Here is a 19,093-nt window from a genome sequence, read left to right on the forward strand (position 1 = left end):
TATAAGAGATGAACGAGTATAAAGAATTTTTCTCTCCCCAGTTAAATAAGGAACTTCATATTGGTTTTTTTGGAGTTGGCTATGATTTTTATTGGAGTCAATTTCCCGGATTATTTGAAGAATTGATGGAGAAACATCAGGTTATCATGGGTAAAGTGCCCCCCAAAGCGGTAAAAATCATTGATTTTGGGATGGTTGACAATCCTTCTAAGGCATACGAAACCGTATTGAAAATTCAAGCAGCCAATCTTGATATGCTGTTCTGCAATATGTTGACCTATGCTACATCAGGAACATTTGGCGTTATTGTAAGGGCTGTTGATGTGCCCATAATATTGGTTGCTTTACAGCCAAGAAAAGCGTTAGACTATTCAAAAGCTTCTACGTATATGCAGCTTGCGAACGATGACATATGCTCCTTGCCAGAATTTACCGGTGTTGCTGCAAGGATGGGGAAGAGGATCCCCGGTGTAATCATTGGTACCCTGTACGATGATCCCGAGGCTGACAGAAAAATAGCGGAGTATTGTCAAATAGCAAGAGTCCTCAAGGGACTGAAACAAGCTCACTTTGGGCATATTGGACATCCTATAAATGCTATGCTGGATATGCATACGGATATAACCATGCTGACATCTTTTTTCGGATGTCATGTGGTGGAGTGTGAAGCCAATGAAATTGTCGACCACTATGTCAGTTGCAGGGAGAGTGAGATAGAGGAAACGGAGAACATGATTTTAGAATTCTTTGATACACCTGATCCAGTGTCCGACCCTATTGCGGTGAAATTAAACAAAGAAGATCTGAACACCTCCGCTCGGGTAGCTGTAGCGCTAAAGAAGTTTATTGAAAGTAAGAAGATCGACGGGCTGGCTTATTATTATAATGGAAGTCCGAACAGCACGGAAGAACTTGTCATGTCGAACCTGATAGTGGGTAATTCGCTACTCACTTCTTCCGGATTTCCGATGTGTGGAGAATCTGATTTAAAAACGTTGGTTGCTATGATGATCATGAATTTACTGGGCATAGGAGGGAGTTTTGCCGAATTTCATCCGGTGGATTTTAATGAAGGGTTCGTATTGGTTGGACACGACGGGCCACACAATATCTCCATTGCTGAAGGGAAACCCGTGTTGCGAAGTTTGATAAAATATCACGGTAAACCGGGTAGTGGGGCCGGTGTAGAGTTTAAAATCAAAGAAGGGCCTATCACTATGCTGTCCATCAATTCAACCTGTGACGGAAAATTCAAATTTGTCATTGCTGAAGGAGAATCGGTAAAGGGACCAATTCCGCCAACAGGAAACACAAATACCCGGGGATATTTTAAACCGGATGTCAGGACTTTCTTGTATAGATGGATGAACGAAGGCCCTACACATCATTTTGCTTTAGGAATTGGACATAATGCCCATCTCATACAAAAAGTGGCCAATTATTTGAATATCGAATCAGTAATAATTTCACAATAATGCCAGTAATTATACAATAACATACAAAACGGATCATGAAAAAGTTACCATTTGTTTTTTTAATTTTAGGTTGTCTGTTTGGTAGTCAACTTGTTTTGTCACAGAACAGATACGATGCTCTGAAAAAAGGGTTTGAAACGCCTCCTCAATATGCACGTCCCAAAGTTTACTATTGGTGGCTAAACGGATATATTGATACCAACAGGATCAAAGAAGAAATAAAAGCTATGCACGAGGTGGGGATAATGGGCTTTGATATTTTTGAGATAGGGGTCAATGCCTCGGATACAGTAACCCCTGCTGGGCCTGCTTTTTTAAGTTCAGAATCCTTGCAAGCCATAAAAATTGCGTTGGATGAAGCAAAGAAATACGGGATGGAGGCAGGGCTAAATATGGCAAGCAGCTGGAATGCAGGCGGCAGCTGGGTAACTCCCGAATTTGCCTCGAAAGCAATTTATATGTCAAAAACAAAAATAGATAACACAAAGAAACAACAAAAAATTAAATTGCCTTTTCCGGAAGTACCCAAAAATGATAACCGGGGGCAAGAAACAATAATCAAATTCAATAGAAACGGGAAACCGGTATACTATAGAGAGATAGCCGTTGTCGCTTTGCCTTCAAAGGAGGTGATTGCTGATACGGCAAAAATTATTGACGTAACGCGGTTTTTTGATCCTCAGAGTGAAACTTTGAACTGGCAGGTTCCAGAAGGAGATTGGGATGTTTATCGTTTTATTACGTCCAACTCAACAGAAAAACTAATGCTGCCAAGTCCAAATTCAACCGGACCCATTATTGATCATTTTGATGCCAACGCCACCCAGATGCACTTTGACTACGTTATTGAAAAGCTCAAAACCATTGTGCCGGATTTTCGGGAATCTTCGTTGAAAAGCCTTTATTTAGCGAGTTATGAAGCCCGAGGAATGACCTGGACCCCTAGCTTGCCAGTCGTTTTCAGGGATATGCACCGTTACGACATATATAAATTCCTGCCTTTACTTTTTAACAAAGATCTGTATCAACCTTCCCTGGCAGAGAGGTTTCAAACTGATTTCCAGAAAACATTGTCTGAACTTATGATCAATAATTTCTATCGTAAAGCTAAGGAAATCACCAACAGCTATGGATTAAAGATCAATTCAGAATCGGGAGGCCCGGGTTATCCGCTTCATAACGTTCCTGTTGAACCCTTGAAGTCCCTGGGAGCAATCGATATTCCAAGGGGAGAGTTCTGGATTAACCACAACAGACTTAACAAAGACGGCATAGATGTGTTGCGTATGGTCAAAGAAGTCTCCGCAGCATCACATATCTACCAGCGAAAAATTGTTGAACAGGAAGCTTTCACGACTTTTCAGCATTGGCAGGAAGCCCCTTCCGATATGAAACCATACGGAGACCGGGCTTTTTGTGAAGGGATGAACAAGGTGGTTTTCCATGGCTTTACCCATTACCCCGGTAACATAAAAGAACCGGGAAGTGTTTATTCTGCGGGTACACACTATAACCTTAAAAATATCTGGTTTCCTAAAACCGAACCTTTTAACGATTATTTATCAAGGGTTTCCTTCATACTTCAGGAAGCTGATTTTTATGCAGATGTACTCTATTATTACGGTGACAGAACCCCCAATTTCACGGGCCACAAAAACAGCCGTTTTGCTGTAGGTCCGGGGTATGACTATGAAGTTATCAACACGGAGATTTTCACCCGGTTAACGGTGGAGAACAAAAAGCTCAAATTGCCATCAGGAGCCATTTTTGAGTTATTGTATTTAGAACCTGAAAAAGAAATGCATCCGGATGTTTTGAAGAAAATTGAAGATCTCTTACGGCAGGGCGCACAAATTATCGGAGAGAAACCTCTGCGGGTGTCGGTTAGAGACGATAACGAAACAAAACAGCTTATCGATAAATTATGGGACAAGAACAATAAAAGTGGTTTTGTGATCACTGATGCGACTCCACTGGGTTTATTGATGAAAATGAATATTCAACCCGACGTAAGTTATCCCGGATTTGAGTTTAATGATTTTGATTATACTCATTACAAAACAAACGGTATGGATTTTTATTATATCAGAAACACAAGAAACCACTGGGTTTCCAAAAATGTGGCTTTCCGTCAACAAAATAAAATTCCTGAAATATGGAATCCCCAATCAGGTGAAACCGATTCTCCGGATATTTACAGCCTGAACAGCGCTTCCGTGAGTATACCAGTGTCTCTACCTCCATACGGGGCGATCTTTTATGTGTTTAGAAAAGGAGAAAACCGGGCGAAGTACGATCAGGTAACCAGCTTGAACCAGTCAGACAGTCGGGTATTTACATACCGCAATCGGACGTATATTTTGAACGATGGAGTATTTGAATTAAATAAAGGAAGTCAAAATTATGTGTTTGATAACCATATTTCTATGCAGCCTATTGACGGGGCCTGGGAACTTTTCTTTCCCGGAGTATTTGACACGCCCGAGAAAGTCATCTTGCCTGAATTAACCTCCTGGACAGAGTCGAAAAACGAAAAGATCAAATACTATTCCGGAACGGCCACTTATAAAAAAACATTCCAGTACGACATCAATTCAGCTTTTAAAAAAGAAGGCCAGAAAATATTTCTCGATTTGGGAGAACTGTCCAAAATAGGAAGTGTAATCTTGAACGATGTCTCCCTGGGCATTGCGTGGACGAAACCCTATTGGTTTGATGTGACCGACATAATCCGGCCGGGAGATAATACGCTGGTAATTGAAGTAGCCAATACCTGGTCCAACAGGTTGACGGGTGATGCAATCACAGGTGGAAATTTTACGGATACAAACATTAACGCTACCAATATCCCCGGGTTAAACAAGGTCTATGTGCCCTGGACACAGGTTCCGTTGATTAAATCAGGATTGTTGGGGCCGGTGACACTTAAAACCGTGAATCCGGTTGAGTAATATTTTTTATCAAGTAAATTTATTTAAATATGAAAAATTTAAATATTTCACTGGGGGTTTCAGTCGGACTGGGTCTCTTTTACTCCCCTTTCTCTTCGCTGAGTGCCAAGGACCAGGACAAAAAAATGAATATTGTCTTTCTTCTGGCAGATGATCTAAGATGGAACTCGATAGGCTGTTTTGGTAACGATGTTGTTCACACGCCAAACCTCGATAGATTGGCTGAAGCAGGAGTCAAGTTTGAAAATACCTATGTGACCACTCCCATCTCCATGGTTAGCCGGGCATCGATATTAACCGGTCAGTACATGAGCAGGCATGGAATCAATCGCTTTTCGAAAGAGCTAGATGAAGGGAGTTTTGCCGATACTTATCCATCTGTGCTCCGAAGAAATGGGTACTATACCGGATTTGTAGGAAAATACGGGGTAGGGAAAATACGGGAAGATGATTTTGATTATGTAAATTCGTACGAAGGGTTACACTGGATGCCATTAAATGGGGCACGGATCAATGTTTTGGGGAAAGACGAGAACGGACTTCTTTACACAAAAATTCAAGGAGATTCTATTCATGTCACCGATAAAAACCTGAACGATGCCATTAATTTTTTGGAAAACAGGCCAACTGATAAGCCTTTTTGCCTGTCGGTAAGTTTTTTTGCCACACATGCACAGGATAATCATCACGATCAGTATCGGTATAAGCCGTCGAGCGAAAAATATTATCAAGACATTGAAATTCCAATGCCTGTAACCTCTACGCCGCAACATTACTACTCATTGCCTCCTTTCATAGCCAATGAAAAGTGCGAAAGCAGGGTCCGCTGGCACTGGCGGTTTGATTCTCCGGAAAAATATCAGAAGTATATGAAAGCATACTATAGAATGGTTACCGAGATTGATCTGGCAGTCGGTGAGATTATTGAAAAATTGAAAGAGCAGGGTGAGCTGGACAATACGTTAATAATATTTACAGGGGATAACGGATATTTTCAAAGCGATTTTCAGATAGCCGACAAATGGTATGCATACGAGCAATCCATCCGTGTGCCTTTAATAGTCTTTGATCCCCGGATTCCTGCTGGCAGAAGGGGCGTTAGCTATGAGGAAATTGCCCTGAACATAGATATCGCCCCAACTCTTGTTTCTGCATCCGGAAGCCCTGTTCCCAATGTCATGCAGGGGGAGGACTTGTCAACTATTTACTTGAAGAAAAAACATCCCCGGAGGGATGATTTTTTCTTCGAACATCCTTTTATAAACAATGAGGAGTTTATCCCCTCCTCCCAGGCGGTAATATCCATTCAGGAGAAATATATACTGTATCCTCATTACGGGTTTCAGCAATATTTCGATCTAAGAAAGGATCCGTTGGAAACTGACAATGCTTTTCTCCGGTTGAAAGACTCCCGAAAGATGAAAAAACTGAAAAAAAGATTTCAGGAATTAAAAACTATGGCAAAATAAGTTCATCAATTGCTGTTCATCGGTTTTACAACGGATATTCAATGGAATATTTTCCGCTCTGTAATTCTACTGATCCGTCTTGGGGGGAATGCAGTTGATGGTTTATTTTGATCTCCTTACCTGAAACAGGACACTTTACTTTGGCGATTGAACCGACAGGGATCTCTACTTCCATTTTCATCCGGTTGTCAACTGTTTCCCAATGCACGCTTACCCATCCTTTTGGGGTGTTTATCCGGGTTTTGGCCCAGGTTACCCCATTCGGGATCTGGGGATCGATAAGAAATTCGCTGTACGCGGTTTTTCCATCGATTTGACGGATTCCTCCCACCGATTGGTAAAACCATTGCCCTACACCGTTATAACAATTGTGTATTCTGCTTCTAGCTCCGTTCCAGTGTTCCCAGGTGGTTGTGGCTCCATTTTCAAGCATGTGCAAATATCCGGGATAGGTTTTTTTCTTCAGCATGGAATAGATAAATTCCGGTTGATTGTTTTTCGCAGCCCATTCCATCATTACGGGTACTCCTACGAGCCCGGTATTCAGATGCCCGTTATTTTCCTTTTCCGTTCTTTCCATCAATGTTCTTATCAAATCACCCTGCAGATGTTGAGGAACTGCTTCGGCAAGCATTGGAAAAATAAGGTCAATCTGCGATCCGGTTGAATAGAGTCCTTTTTGTTCATCAAAAAACGTGTCATGAATGACCTCGTTTAGTTGACTTTTCTTTTCAGAATAGTACTTTTTGTCGTTGTCTTTACCCAGGTACCCGGCAATATCCGCCATTTGGCTGAAGCAAACAGACAGGTAGCTGTTATTCACCAGGTCAACCGATCTATCATCCAGGTGGTTGGGGTTTCCAACGCCGTCCGGTGTAGCCCAATCCCCCAGGTACCAATTTCTGTAATCGGTATTCGGCCAGCGTTTCAACAGCCCGTCAACACTATACTTTTCAACGTATCCAAGCCATTTTTGCATAACCGGATAATACTTTTCAAGTACACTGATGTCTCCGTAATTCTGGTAAGTGTGCCATGACGCCGATATAATGAATCCGCACCAGTAGGGTCCTCCTCCTGCCGAATAGGGGTTAGGTGCGGTGTGCGGCATGCTGCCGTCTTCCCTGATCACATCCGACCATGCATCCAGCCAGTTGCTGTAAAGCGGGGCGAGGTTAAACATGGTTTGGGCAGTAACGGTTGAAGCGTTACCGTCTCCTCCGTAGCCCAATCTTTCAATTTGAGGGCAGTCTACCAGGTAGCCGCCTAATCCGAGGCACTGCAGCGTGTAAAACACCATATCGTGAATGCGGTTAAGATCAGTGTCTGAGCATTCAAAACCGGAATTGAGTTCAAAATCGGTGTGGATAAGGTATGCTTTAACAGAAGCTGGATTGGGTGCTTCGTAAAGATTGGATATCTTCACATACCTGAATCCGTGATAGTTGAACTTATTCCTGAAAAATTCTGTACCGCTGCCAGATGCGATGTAACGATCTGTCTGTCCTTGATGGACTATCTCTCCGTTCTCGTCCAGGTGGTCCGAATACTCCAGAACAACTTGTTGCTTGTCTTGCAATTGGGGGAAAGTTATCTCGAACCATCCGGCAAGGGTTGTTCCCATATCCACTAGAAAAGTACTGTCGTTAAGCTTGTTTATTGCCGAGGGGTTGATTTCTTTTGTAATCCTGTTGGGTTCAACCATCTGAGGGGTTACGGCGTGTTTGGGTACTTCAACAACGGACGCTTTATTCCAGGTCAGTTTTTCAGGTTCTGTGAACAGGAGGTTTTGTGTTTCCAGGTTTCCGGAAACCTCTTCTCCACCGTACCTTCCGGACATCCAGTCGCTGATCCGGGTATATTCACTGTTTCGAGCCAGCCAGGTATTGTCTGTGACGACAATATTTTCTGCCGATTGACCCGAGAATTTTTCCAGCTGAGCTTTTACAGACGGCCCTTCCCCGACTACTCCCGGCAGCCCTTTTGAATACCAGCCGCTGCCTAACCAGATAATCAGGTTATTTTCACCTGCCGTCATGTAGGGCGTAACGTCGTAGGTATTGACCAGCGAACGTTTGTTAAACTGAGAAACTGCAGGTGAGAGGACATCATTGCCGATCTTCTGTCCGTTAATAAACACTTCGTGATAGCCCAAGCTGTTGATGTGAAGCAGATAAGTGTCGTCCTTATTCACCTTTTCTATTGAAAACACTTTCCTGAATTGGGGACAATGTTGAAATCCGTTTTCTGTAGGATAACCTATATAGGAAGCTGCCCAATCGCTTTCATCCAGTATCCCGATGCTGAATGTGCCTGTTTCACTCCATTTAGAAATGTTGCCGTTCTCATCCCACGTACGAATTTTCCAATAGAGCAATTCTCTGGAATGAAGGGGGCTACCCTGATAATCGATCAGTATATTTGACGGAGATAGCACTTTCCCGGAATTCCAGAGGTCGGCTTTTTCTTCACTTAAGTTGTTGGTGTTGCTGGCTACAAGTATCTGGTATGCAGTTTGTTGTGTGCCTTCTTTGTCCGAAATATTTTTCCAGCTAAACCGTGGATGCAACGTGTTTATCCCTAAAGGGTTGCGCAGGTTTTCACATTTCAAATCAACAATTTTTGAGATATTGCTTGGAGAGCATCCGAGAATGCTCAAAAAAATCAGTGAGCAGATTAGTTTTTCTACTGGTTTTCTTAACTTCATTTGGTATTGTGTTTGGTATGTAATTGTTACTGAAAATTTTCTTACCATAAACAAAGATAGTAAGGAGAAACACATTTCCCCTTACTATCCTTAAAATTTTTCGGATTTATTAATAACCCGGATTCTGTTCAAGCAGATTGTTGATGTCTATTTCGCGTGTTGGAATGGCATATATCATTCTGAAATCGTCAATGATATAGCAACCGTCGTTGTTGGTAGCCTTAACCCAGGGATGGAGCTCTTTTATTCTTTGTCCATGGGCTGTCATAACCTCTTTCACTAATCCTGTGCGCTTTAAGTCACTCCATCTGTGGTTTTCGTATGCAAGTTCATGCCTCATCTCGTCAGATACATCTTTCAGCGTACAACTGCTTAATGGGGGAATTCCGGCACGGGTCCTGACCTGATTGATATAAGGTAAAGCCTCCGTGTTCTTACCTTGCTTTACTAAACATTCTGACAAAAGTAATAATGCACCGGCATACCGGTATATGGGGAAGTTCTCGGTACTTCTCAAGCTGTATGAGTACGGTGGATGAAAATATTTTTTCACCATGTAGTGATACGTTTTGCCGTCCGGTTTTTGATATCCTTTGGCTTCCTTGATGCTTTCGTAATAGAAATTATCGCCTTCAGAATATCCTTCAACCACAACAATGGATGCCGGTAGTCTGGCATCACCTGCTTCGTAGGAATCAACCATCTCTTTTGTTGGCACTACCCAGCCGCCACTGGTCCCTGCATAGTTTGATCCTCCTATTCCCATCATATCAATCAGGTTGCTGCATTTGGGTGCAAGCCTCCATGCGAAGGTACTGTATTGATCTGTTGATCCGTCTTCGGTAAATTGTACCTCAAGGATGGATTCCTGGTGATTTTTATTGCTCGGATCAAAAACATCTTCGTAGTTTTCCAACAGCTCGTAATTCATGTTCGTTATGGCTACCAAATCCTGTTCGGCAGTCTTGTAATCCGGAGTTGATTTCGTCATACTGATATAGGCACGCAACATTTTTGCGGCACCCATGGTTGCACGTCCTTTGTTGTCTTTGGAGAAATCAACAGGCACGGGTAATCCCAGTTCGATCGCCGTATTCAGGTCGGTCAGCATTTGAGTATAGCATTCTTCCGCAGTAGATCTGGGTAAAAAAGCCTGCTCGGCAGTTGTAACTTCTTGCAAACTAAGGGGCACACCACCGAAGCATTTAACCAGGTCGAAATAATAGAAGGCGCGTAGAAAAAGAGCTTCTGCTTTAACTTTAGATTTTTCAGCATCCGTCAGTTCCGAGGCGTCCACCCTGTCGAGTATGGTGTTTACTTTGGCAATGTTCTGGTAGTTAACCGTCCAACGGTCTCTTATCGGTCCCGCATTTGCAGATACCTCATCATCAATAAACAAGCACGGTTTTTCAGTTGCATTGTATGGGCCACGGTCACCGTAATAGATTGTATAGAAGGCATTGTCCGACCTCATCTCATCCATAAACAAACCGTTATTGGCAATATTCCGGAATCCGGTATATGAAGCATTTAATGCCTGATCAAAATGAGTCATGGTTTTATAAAATGAGGCAGACGTCACATTGGTTTCCGGATATAAATCCAGAAATGATTGACTACAGGACGATAAAATAAATATTCCTGTAAGTACTATCAATAAGTTTCTTTTTGACATAATTATGTGTTTTTTTTAAATTTATTATTAAAAAGATACATTGATCCCGGCTGTGTAAATCCTTGACACAGGATATGACGTATGATCCACTCCGTAGAAAGAAAGGCCGCCTGTACCGCTGCGGCTAACTTCGGGATTCATGCCCGGATATTTAGTCAGAGTAAGCAGGTTTTGAGCCGTCAGGTAAAAACGCAGGGATTTGATGAATGGATTTGACTTCAGCGGCACTTTATAACCCAATGTTAGATTTTTAACCATAAGGTAGGAACCATCAAAAACCCATCTCGAGTTGGTATAACGGAACAGTTCCGTTGATCCCGTAAGCGTTCTGGGGATATTTCCTTTCCCTGGATTTTCTACGGATCTCCATCTCTCTGCCACTTCTTTTCTTACGTTAAATACTGCGTCAATGTTTTCAGTCCATTCGTAAGTTGCATCCATAATATCGTTACCTACAGATCCCGAAATAACCACACTTGCATCGAAGTTATTCCAGCTGAAAGAGTTGGTTAATCCATACAGGAAGTCCGGATTCGGATTACCAATAAATGTTTTATCTGCCGAGTCAATCTTTTTATCACCGTTGATGTCTTTCATACGAACTGTTCCAACGGTTGATGAGGCATGCTTGGGCTGTGAATCATACTCTTCCTGAGTCATGTAAACGCCGTCATATACATATCCATAGAACATACCCAACGGTTTCCCAACAGCTGTTCTGTTATAGTCAACCTGGTTGTTGTAACCGCCTATCGGGGTATCGTTTGTTCCCAGTTTAACTGCTTTGTTTCTGTCGAAAGTGATGTTGAAGTCAGTCGACCATTTAAAAGCACCGGTTAAATTTTTTGTCTGCAAGGTAAATTCATGCCCCCAGAAACGGAATTCACCAATGTTGGATTGTATGTTGGAGAATCCTGAAGAATAAGGGATATCTATCTGGTAAAGTAATCCGTTGGTTACTTTATTGTAATAATCATACATAAAGAAAACGCGGTCTTTGTATAGACTTACATCAGCACCAATGTTCCACGATTCAGTAGTTTCCCAGGTCAGGTTGTTGTTTCCGATATTTCCTAACTGACGGCCGGGAACAATTGTTCCGTCTAGCACATAGTTATAGTTGTTTACAGAGGCGATGGATGTATAATTACCGATATTGTTGTTACCAACCTTACCCCAGCTGGCCCGCAATTTTAGAAAACTCAAGTTGTTGACATCTTTTAAGAAGCCTTCTTCGCTGGCCACCCAACCCGCAGAAAATGAGGGGAAGTTGGCCCATCTGGCGTTTGCTCCAAAACGAGAACTTCCATCCCTTCTGTAAGAGAAGGAGAGGATGTAGCGGTTCATGTACTCGTAGTTGAACCTCGACAGCCACGACAACATGCTCCATGCAGATTTTCCGCCGCTTCCAACTTTTGTTTGTGCAGCATTGAAAAAACCAATTTCGTCGCTGGGATAGTTGGATGCATTTATAGTGGAGGAGATATCTTTGGATTTTTGAGCTGAATAACCTAAGAGAACGTCGAAATCGTGAACTTCGTTAAATGTTTTTTGATAGGTTAAGGTATTTTCAACCAGCCAGTTTTCGTAGTTGAAAGTGTTGTACGAGCCATATGCCGGATTGGGGGGTGCAGAAAACATACCACCACTTACGTATGACGGTACCCATCTTTCCTGCCTGAAGTTACCCATATCGGCGTTTGCACTGATACGGTATTTCAGCCCTTCTGCCAGTTCAACCTGCGCGTAAGTGTTTACTGTTCCGCGAATAGTTTTGGCGGGGTTCTGCCTGTCTCTGAGAACTAAGTAATAATTCGCGTTACCAAACATTCCCGGAGGAGAGTAGGAAATGGGATAGGTACCATCTTCGTTCTTGTATTTCAACGCCGGATCCATTAAGAAAGCAGATCCAATGATTTGCCTGTCAATACCGATTCCGTCCTGCACCTGGCGATCGATGTAAGATGCAGATAAATTCATCCCGAAAATAATGCGGTCAGACGCTTTAAATTCATTGTTTGAACGAACAGAGAACCTGTTTGCATAAGAGTTTATGATAGTTCCTTCAGTGCTGTTGTAATTCAAATTCACAGACGATTTAACCACATCCGTGCCGGTTTGTAAACCCAAATTGTAGTTTTGGGAATTTGCTGTTCTCAATAACACTTTATACCAGTCGGTGCCTTCCGATACCGAAGCAGGATTTGCATATTGTTCAGGTACAGGAGTTGTTTTTCCTTCGTATTTTTGTGCATCTTCATAATACTCCTTTTTGAATTGGGCGAACTCGCGGGCGTTCATTACATCAGGCATTCCTCTGCTGGACACATCCTGAATCCCGTAATTTGCATTAAACGTGATTTCCGTTTTTCCGGATCTTCCCTGCTTTGTAGTGACAAGGATAACGCCATTCGCCGCGCGTGAGCCATACAATGTGGTTGAAGCGGCATCTTTCAAAATTGAAATAGATTCAATTTCATCGGGAGACAGTGTTTCTAATCCTGAACTGCTGGGGAATCCATCTATTACAACTAGCGGGTTATTACCTGCATTAATCGAAGCTTGTCCCCTGACCCTGATGGACAGGTTTCCGTTGGGTTCTCCGGAGTTGTTCAGAATTTGAACACCTGCAAATTTACCTTGCATTTTTTGAGTAATATTGGAAACAGGCATGTCAACCAATTCGTCAGTATTTATTCTGCTCATGGCGCCAGTCACTGAACGTGCCTTTTGTGTACCGTAGGCAACAACAACCACTTCGTCAAGCAGTTCGGTATCCGTTTCTAAAATAACGTCTATCGATGTTCTTCCTCCAACCTCGATAATTTGTGATTTCATCCCCACATAGGACACTTCCAGTTTAGCATTAGACGGTACGTTGGATAATATATAGTTGCCGTCAATATCAGTTATTGTTCCAACTGATGTGTTTTGTACTTGAATAGTTACGCCTATCAAAGACTCTTTGTTTACGTCAATCACTTTTCCCTTTACCGTAATATTCTGGGAAAAGATTAAAAAAGAGGACAACATACACATGATGGTTACTGCCATTGTCCGTCTAAATAAAATTGCAAAATTCTTCTTTTTCATTCGTTGTTTATTAAATTTAAATTGTTCATGATTAAATTAAATTTCAAATTAGAGTATTTCAATTAAATGGAATTGCCGTTTATCGCACATTAGATTTTTTATAAATTTTTACAAATTTAGATCCGCAAAAATAATGGATGTGATCGGGGGAAACCTAATTAAAATGACACTTGTACTGTCTTTTTTGATATAAATTTTGAATTTAATGTGACAAAATTCTTGTTTGTTCCAATATTATTGAGTGTAAGGTATTGTCGATTAATTATATAATGCGATTTTTCTCTCAGCAGGTTAATTGTTTTTTTTATTTATAGGTTCTGTAAATATTTCACAAAACACCTTAAGTTTATTTAGTTAATGCTATATTTTTAGTTAAAATTAATTTCACAGTTCCTCCCAGGCCAGATTTTCTGAAAAAGGCCTCTTTGTTGTCTCGTTCAAATTTTTGGATGTTAGTTTGGGTAAAACGTTCTTCTTTTGAGAGATAACTGTCTCCGATCAATCTGTTTACCCATGAATTTGTTACAGTAATCACAATTTTATTGTTCCCCTCCTTAATATAGGGTGTTATGTCAACGGTAAAAGGGGCAATCCAGCAAACACCCGCATTTTTTTCGTTTATACTTACAGAGGCAATATCTTGAACATTCCCCAAATCGAGACATATGCTTTTCCCTTTAATGTTATCTTCATTCAGGTTAAAAGTACTTGAATATTCTGCCGAACCGGAATAATATTTAATGAGTTCATCGGGTAAATCACTCCAGAACATCAGGCTGTCCATAACAACCTTTTGTTTGGGGGCCCATTCTCTGTTAAAACTCAATCCCCACGGGTTATCAAGAATTTTTTCTACGTACGAGCTCTTTTCAGTAAAAGAGGACGTCTCATTGTCAGACCAGGAAAGTGTATACGTTCCCGGGTGCAGAACCTGGCCGGAAATTTTTTTATGTTCCTGCTGAAATTTAAAGTTTGGGGAGGTGGAAGCAGACAGGCTCAATTCAGGAAAAATTTCTATTCCATTTCTTTCTATTTTTGTAATGTGTCTGTCTTGTTTCTTTTTTCTGAAAACAATAATTTTGGAGCCTTCAGGGGTAAAATGCAAAGGCACATGTGTATATCCGTTCTTTTCGTAATAAACGGGAATTTCCTGAACGTTGCCTGTTATGGGATCCCATAACTCAGGCACTTTACCGCTGACCCTGAATTTACAGACGGTTTCTTCGTATCGATCAGGCAGATCTGTAAAATAATGATATTCATTATGATCTATCCCGTGCCGTGATAGACGATTCGCTATGAAATAAATGTCCTCAGAGGGTGTATACCGGTGAATATAGTCCAGATGAGTGTCGGGATACACGCTCTCATACCCAAAGTCCGGAGGTATGTTCTGTAATTGAAGCACTTTTTCCGGCGAAATTCCCCAGAATACCTTCCCTTTACCGAAATTGTTGACAACAATTTCTTTTCCGTCAATATCTCCCCACATCTTGTCAGCAAGGAGTTTTACCGTTTTATCAGACATGGGATAGTTCTTTAAACCGGTGGCTTTCCCGGGTTTTGGCCCTACCAGAATCATCCCGTCTTCCACAAGTTCCTGAAGTTTTACTAACAGTTCAGCCTTGATTGATGTGGCATTGGGGAGTACTAATATTTTATAGTTCATCCCATCGGGAAGAAAAATCATCCCGTCTTTTATTTTTACATCATTCATCAACACGTCAAAGCTGCATTTATCCCAATCGTAGCCTTTCCCCAGATCATTAACCTCTTCTTTTAGAAATATAAAATTTGGCGCATCATCTCCATAATAATACAGGGCATCGGCTCTGAATAAGCCTTTCGACAATACAGATGATACCCGGTTCATGTATTCAACAAATGATTTTGACTCTTTCCACCATGTAGCGTGACGATTCAGATGAGTGCCTGCAAAGTACTCGTTCCCGGGTTCGCCATATTCATCAGGAGAAGCAGTATATGTATGCCATACAATCCTGTTAACACCCGAACAAAAGATCCTGTCGATATCATTCTTGCAATCTTTAGGAGGACGTTCCCAATGTGGGCCAATGCTTGTGGGACCTTCAGCAGCAACAAACCGTTTTCATAAATGTGAGCAACGCTCGCACTTTGTTTTACGGAAAGACGTTGGTCTTCTTTAGTAAAAAAAGTCTGAGACCGTATCCAAAATTCACCCATAGGCACATCATTAAACTTCATGGTTTGAACCGCATCAATCGGAGCTGCATGTGGGCCTCCTGACTCGGGGTGAGTTCCCAGTTTGTTCGAGTGGGCAATATCTCTGAATGTTTGATAAAATTCCTCAGCCACCAGATCTGCAACGGTGCGACGAAAATCGTGGAGAAACCTGCTTGAAACCTCCCGGTTAATTACAATGCGGTCCGTAAGAACAGGTAGAAAGGGAGTCATGTCATAGCCGTTTCTTTTTTCAAATGTTTGCATAAAGTGATCTGTCCAATTTGCAACACCCATTTCCCAGCTATCAGTATGGATGAATTTTAATGAGTTTCCCGCTTTTCCTGCAGTCTGAATCAGCTTGGATATAACATCTTGATTGTATTTCAACAAAGCCTCCTTATTCAGGTGGTCCATTGCCAATCCTTCCCATCCGTCACTGGCAGTAGATACTCCTTTGCCGGTATTTATCATTACAAAACGAAGAACAGACCATGTTCCGTCAGGTGCATTCCATTTAAGGTTTTCTCCATCAAAGTATTCCGTAATATCTATTATATCACTCTTATTTATCGGATTTCCTTTTCCCTCAAAGTCCTCTCTCAGCAGATGTAGGGGATAAATGCCGGCAGAGCCGAGTCTCTGTTCCAAAGTTTTGAGTTTTATGTTTTTGATTCTGTCGGATTGCGGAACGGTATCACCTGATTGCTTTACGGCAATAATTTTCACATCCTCAAGGATATTTTCTCCGAGAGGGAGAGGCAATTCCCTGTTAACAGCTTCCGGGCCATTTATCGTCATTTCGCTCCAGGTTATTTTTTTTAAAGCAAGTTCAGGTGTTACGGAAGGCCCGCCCGGATTCCATCCGCTTTGGACATTTATCGATAGTTCCAATTCAAGCCGGTCTGCCTCACTGACGGCGTGCTCAAAAAGTTCGAGCCATTCTTTGCTTAGAAACGCCGGCCCCGCTTCTGTTTTGTGTGCCACATCATAAGCAGAAGACCCGGCATCGAAGATCATTGCTCCGCCGTATCCATTATTCTTCATGGCTTCCAGGTCTTTGGTTATACAATCTTTCGTCACATTGCTGTTGAGCCACCACCAATAAGCCCTTATTTTTGCATCGTTAGGTGGAGACTTAAAATCATCCAATAACTCAGAGTATGAAGTTTTAAACGTTGTCTTGTAAATATCTCTTTCGGTTTTGCAACCATTGATCAAGAAAAAAGTAATGAGGATAATTATGAATTTTGAATCGAACAGCATCTGTTTACTTGGGTTTGTGATTGCCGCTTTGTTATTTATTTTCATGTTGCAAGAGTTTTGGATGAGTAACTTTTCTTTTACAGGATATTAGTATAATAACAATCCGAATTTCATAAATGCCGGATTTGAAAGTCACAAAAATAAAATATCCTCCAACTGGAAAACTGACTAAAATGACACATAAGCTGTCTTTTTTGATATTTTATCTTTCGAACTTTTATGTTAATGATGTAGCGAGATGCGATATTGCCCTTCTTTATAACCCGAAAGGCAATTAAAAAAAGTTAGAAATACAAAACTACAATTGGAAGTTTTTTGCAATAGGATAAATTTGCCCGGAAATCTGTAGGGGGATACAATAATTCCTTATTAAAAATATGAAAACTGTGAAAAATGATATAGTAATTGAATGTTTTTGCTGGCCGGATCCAAGGTTTATTGCTGTAAATATGTGTTAAAAATAGAGGGGGTGGATCATGTTACTTTTAGTTCGAATACGCGTACGCCGGTGTGCGTTTGGATATGAAACCGGAAAGGGGTGGGGGAACCGTTGGGGGATTTAATGGCGGAAAGTGAGAAAGAAGCATAAAGTTTCTGGGTGTATCCAGGTGGATCGTTTTCTTTTGAATGGCTGAAGTGCAGATCGATAGTGGAAGATTGCGTATCGCGAAACAATCCGATAACGTGAGTTTTGTCGAAGTATTCTATTTCGAGGATCAGATTCAGGTAGTTTCCTCCTACCCAGACGCTTTGCACTTTTACAGGGTCTTTGATGAGGTTGGTCACGGCGTTGCTTTCCTGGACTACCCCCGTGAAAATATCGTTAACGCTGTTGATTTTCACCGTGTCGCCGCGTAAAGGCGTGTAGTTGAGAATGACACGTTGCCCGTTTTTGCCCGAATAATCTTTCAATTCAATCGGGATAAGGGTCTTGAAGTTATCCAGTTGAAACGTTATCCGCTCAACTGGTTTTATTACTGTGGCAAACTCTACGAAGAAGTTATCGATACGCTCCGGTTCTTTCTCACATGCAAAAGCGATAAGAAAAACAACCATCAGGTATGCGATAAACCTCCATCTCATCATTTGATCACTTTATCCCTGTACCCTCCGCTTTTTCCGCCGAAACGTAGTTCTTCACCGTATTCCCGTACATCCCGATCAGCCTTTCACGCAGAAAACCGTAGTCTTTGCCGGGGATATCGATTTTTGCAATCTGCCCGTCGATATAGTTATCGAAAGCTGCCTTGTCTTCATCGGTATATCTGGCGGCAAACAAGTTGCTGTTTTCCATCAGGTCGTAGGCAATGTAGTTCATCGGAAAAAAGACGTAGTTTTTGTAAATCTCCCTGTCGATGGCCTGGGTTACAGTTTCCAGTACCTGTGCCCGGCTGGTCTTTTCATCGATACGTGATAATGTGTCGTTGATCCGGTTTCCGAACTTGAAAAAAACTTTCCCTTTATAACCCAAAATGCCCGTTCGCATATTTTCGATATCGTCGGCTTGGCTTTTTTTATATCCGGGGTTGTCTCTTTTAAGCTGGTATTCTTTGGCTTTGAGGTAATCGCACGGATCAAATTCGTAGGTGATGGAAAGAGGTATTATGTCAAGCGACCTGAGTGCCTCAGCCGGCTTTGAGCTGTTGTACAGTGTCAGCATCTTCAGCAGGCTTGCCTGGGTCTTATCGTCCGAATCTTTTGCGCGGCCTTCGCGTTGGGCAATCCAAGCAGATTGACGGCGACGGGTGATGGTGTCGAAAATATACTCCGACAGGTGTCTGGAGGTATCCAGCATCTCACGGACTGAAACGCGGCGTTTCACGATAAAACTTTTGTTAAGCCTTACCAAATCAGTAATCCAGTTATATATCAGTAAATTATCTCCGATGGCAATTTCCGACGTATCTATTCCTTTATCGAAAAAGAGAATATTGAGGAAAGCTGCATCCAGTACAATATCGCGGTGGTTGGAAATGTAAATGTGGCTTGAGCCGTCTTTGAATTCTTCAAATCCTATACCGGTAAGTTCTGATGTAGTTTTGGCAATAAGCTGTTTCATAAAAGGATAAATGATGGTTCGCTGAAAATCGTTAATCGATTTGCAAGCGAGCATGGCACCACTAAATATTTCCCACGTTATTGGCTTGATCAGGGGTTCGGCCGCTCTGCGAAAGTAGGGATCGTTGATAAGGGACCGAATAACTGAAGGGACCTCGCCGTCGTACAAAGGGCGGATATCATCGAAATTTTGCATA

Annotated in this window: 9 protein-coding genes and 1 pseudogene; 3 read left to right on the plus strand and 7 right to left on the minus strand. The window is 41.8% G+C overall.

Annotated elements, in window-relative coordinates:
- Positions 1-8: 8 nt before the first annotated feature.
- From AACM02_RS07025 to AACM02_RS07035, 3 genes are read left to right on the plus strand one after another with little or no spacing between them, the layout of a single operon-like run.
- Positions 9-1,475, plus strand: a complete 1,467-nt coding sequence (locus AACM02_RS07025) for an L-fucose/L-arabinose isomerase family protein (protein WP_339116489.1) — start codon at positions 9-11, stop codon at positions 1,473-1,475.
- A gap of 35 nt (positions 1,476-1,510) precedes the next feature.
- Entirely contained in the window at positions 1,511-4,426 is a 2,916-nt protein-coding gene (locus tag AACM02_RS07030; RefSeq protein ID WP_339116490.1) for a glycosyl hydrolase, read from the plus strand.
- Between the two features lie 29 nt (positions 4,427-4,455).
- A complete protein-coding gene (locus AACM02_RS07035) occupies positions 4,456-5,895 on the plus strand; it encodes a sulfatase-like hydrolase/transferase (RefSeq protein WP_339116491.1) in 1,440 nt (479 codons plus the stop codon).
- Positions 5,896-5,920: 25 nt separating this feature from the next.
- On the opposite strand, the gene AACM02_RS07040 is transcribed toward AACM02_RS07035, so the two are convergent.
- The 7 genes and pseudogenes from AACM02_RS07040 to AACM02_RS07070 form a co-directional block, all read right to left on the minus strand.
- Complete coding sequence (locus AACM02_RS07040) at positions 5,921-8,602, minus strand: family 78 glycoside hydrolase catalytic domain (protein ID WP_339116492.1); 2,682 nt, start codon at positions 8,600-8,602, stop codon at positions 5,921-5,923.
- Positions 8,603-8,711: 109 nt separating this feature from the next.
- Positions 8,712-10,277 carry a RagB/SusD family nutrient uptake outer membrane protein gene (locus AACM02_RS07045; RefSeq protein WP_286861213.1) on the minus strand — a complete coding sequence of 522 codons (1,566 nt, stop codon included), beginning with the start codon at positions 10,275-10,277 and terminating at the stop codon, positions 8,712-8,714.
- Positions 10,278-10,304: 27 nt separating this feature from the next.
- A complete protein-coding gene (locus AACM02_RS07050) occupies positions 10,305-13,370 on the minus strand; it encodes a TonB-dependent receptor (RefSeq protein WP_339116493.1) in 3,066 nt (1,021 codons plus the stop codon).
- 346 nt (positions 13,371-13,716) lie between these two features.
- Positions 13,717-14,559 carry a glycosylhydrolase-like jelly roll fold domain-containing protein gene (locus AACM02_RS07055; RefSeq protein ID WP_339117441.1) on the minus strand — a complete coding sequence of 281 codons (843 nt, stop codon included), beginning with the start codon at positions 14,557-14,559 and terminating at the stop codon, positions 13,717-13,719.
- A gap of 9 nt (positions 14,560-14,568) precedes the next feature.
- Positions 14,569-16,883: pseudogene (locus AACM02_RS07060) on the minus strand (glycosyl hydrolase); the annotation flags it as partial.
- 429 nt (positions 16,884-17,312) lie between these two features.
- Complete coding sequence (locus tag AACM02_RS07065; protein WP_339116494.1) at positions 17,313-17,921, minus strand: NigD-like C-terminal domain-containing protein; 609 nt, start codon at positions 17,919-17,921, stop codon at positions 17,313-17,315.
- A gap of 7 nt (positions 17,922-17,928) precedes the next feature.
- The gene (locus AACM02_RS07070; RefSeq protein ID WP_339116495.1) at positions 17,929-19,092 is read right to left on the minus strand and encodes an acyltransferase; all 1,164 of its coding nucleotides are present in this window, start codon (positions 19,090-19,092) and stop codon (positions 17,929-17,931) included.
- Position 19,093 lies beyond the last annotated feature (1 nt).

Source organism: Petrimonas sp. (assembly GCF_963921705.1).
GTDB lineage: Bacteria > Bacteroidota > Bacteroidia > Bacteroidales > Dysgonomonadaceae > Petrimonas > Petrimonas sulfuriphila.

What these genes read in the sequence shown, in the direction of transcription:
- AACM02_RS07025 (WP_339116489.1), top strand. Translation starts at nt 9, where the DNA reads ATGAACGAGTATAAAGAATTTTTCTCTCCCCAGTTAAATAAGGAACTT.
- AACM02_RS07030 (WP_339116490.1), top strand. Translation starts at nt 1,511, where the DNA reads ATGAAAAAGTTACCATTTGTTTTTTTAATTTTAGGTTGTCTGTTTGGT.
- AACM02_RS07035 (WP_339116491.1), top strand. Translation starts at nt 4,456, where the DNA reads ATGAAAAATTTAAATATTTCACTGGGGGTTTCAGTCGGACTGGGTCTC.
- AACM02_RS07040 (WP_339116492.1), bottom strand. Translation starts at nt 8,602, where the DNA reads ATGAAGTTAAGAAAACCAGTAGAAAAACTAATCTGCTCACTGATTTTT.
- AACM02_RS07045 (WP_286861213.1), bottom strand. Translation starts at nt 10,277, where the DNA reads ATGTCAAAAAGAAACTTATTGATAGTACTTACAGGAATATTTATTTTA.
- AACM02_RS07050 (WP_339116493.1), bottom strand. Translation starts at nt 13,370, where the DNA reads ATGAAAAAGAAGAATTTTGCAATTTTATTTAGACGGACAATGGCAGTA.
- AACM02_RS07065 (WP_339116494.1), bottom strand. Translation starts at nt 17,921, where the DNA reads ATGAGATGGAGGTTTATCGCATACCTGATGGTTGTTTTTCTTATCGCT.
- AACM02_RS07070 (WP_339116495.1), bottom strand. Translation starts at nt 19,092, where the DNA reads ATGCAAAATTTCGATGATATCCGCCCTTTGTACGACGGCGAGGTCCCT.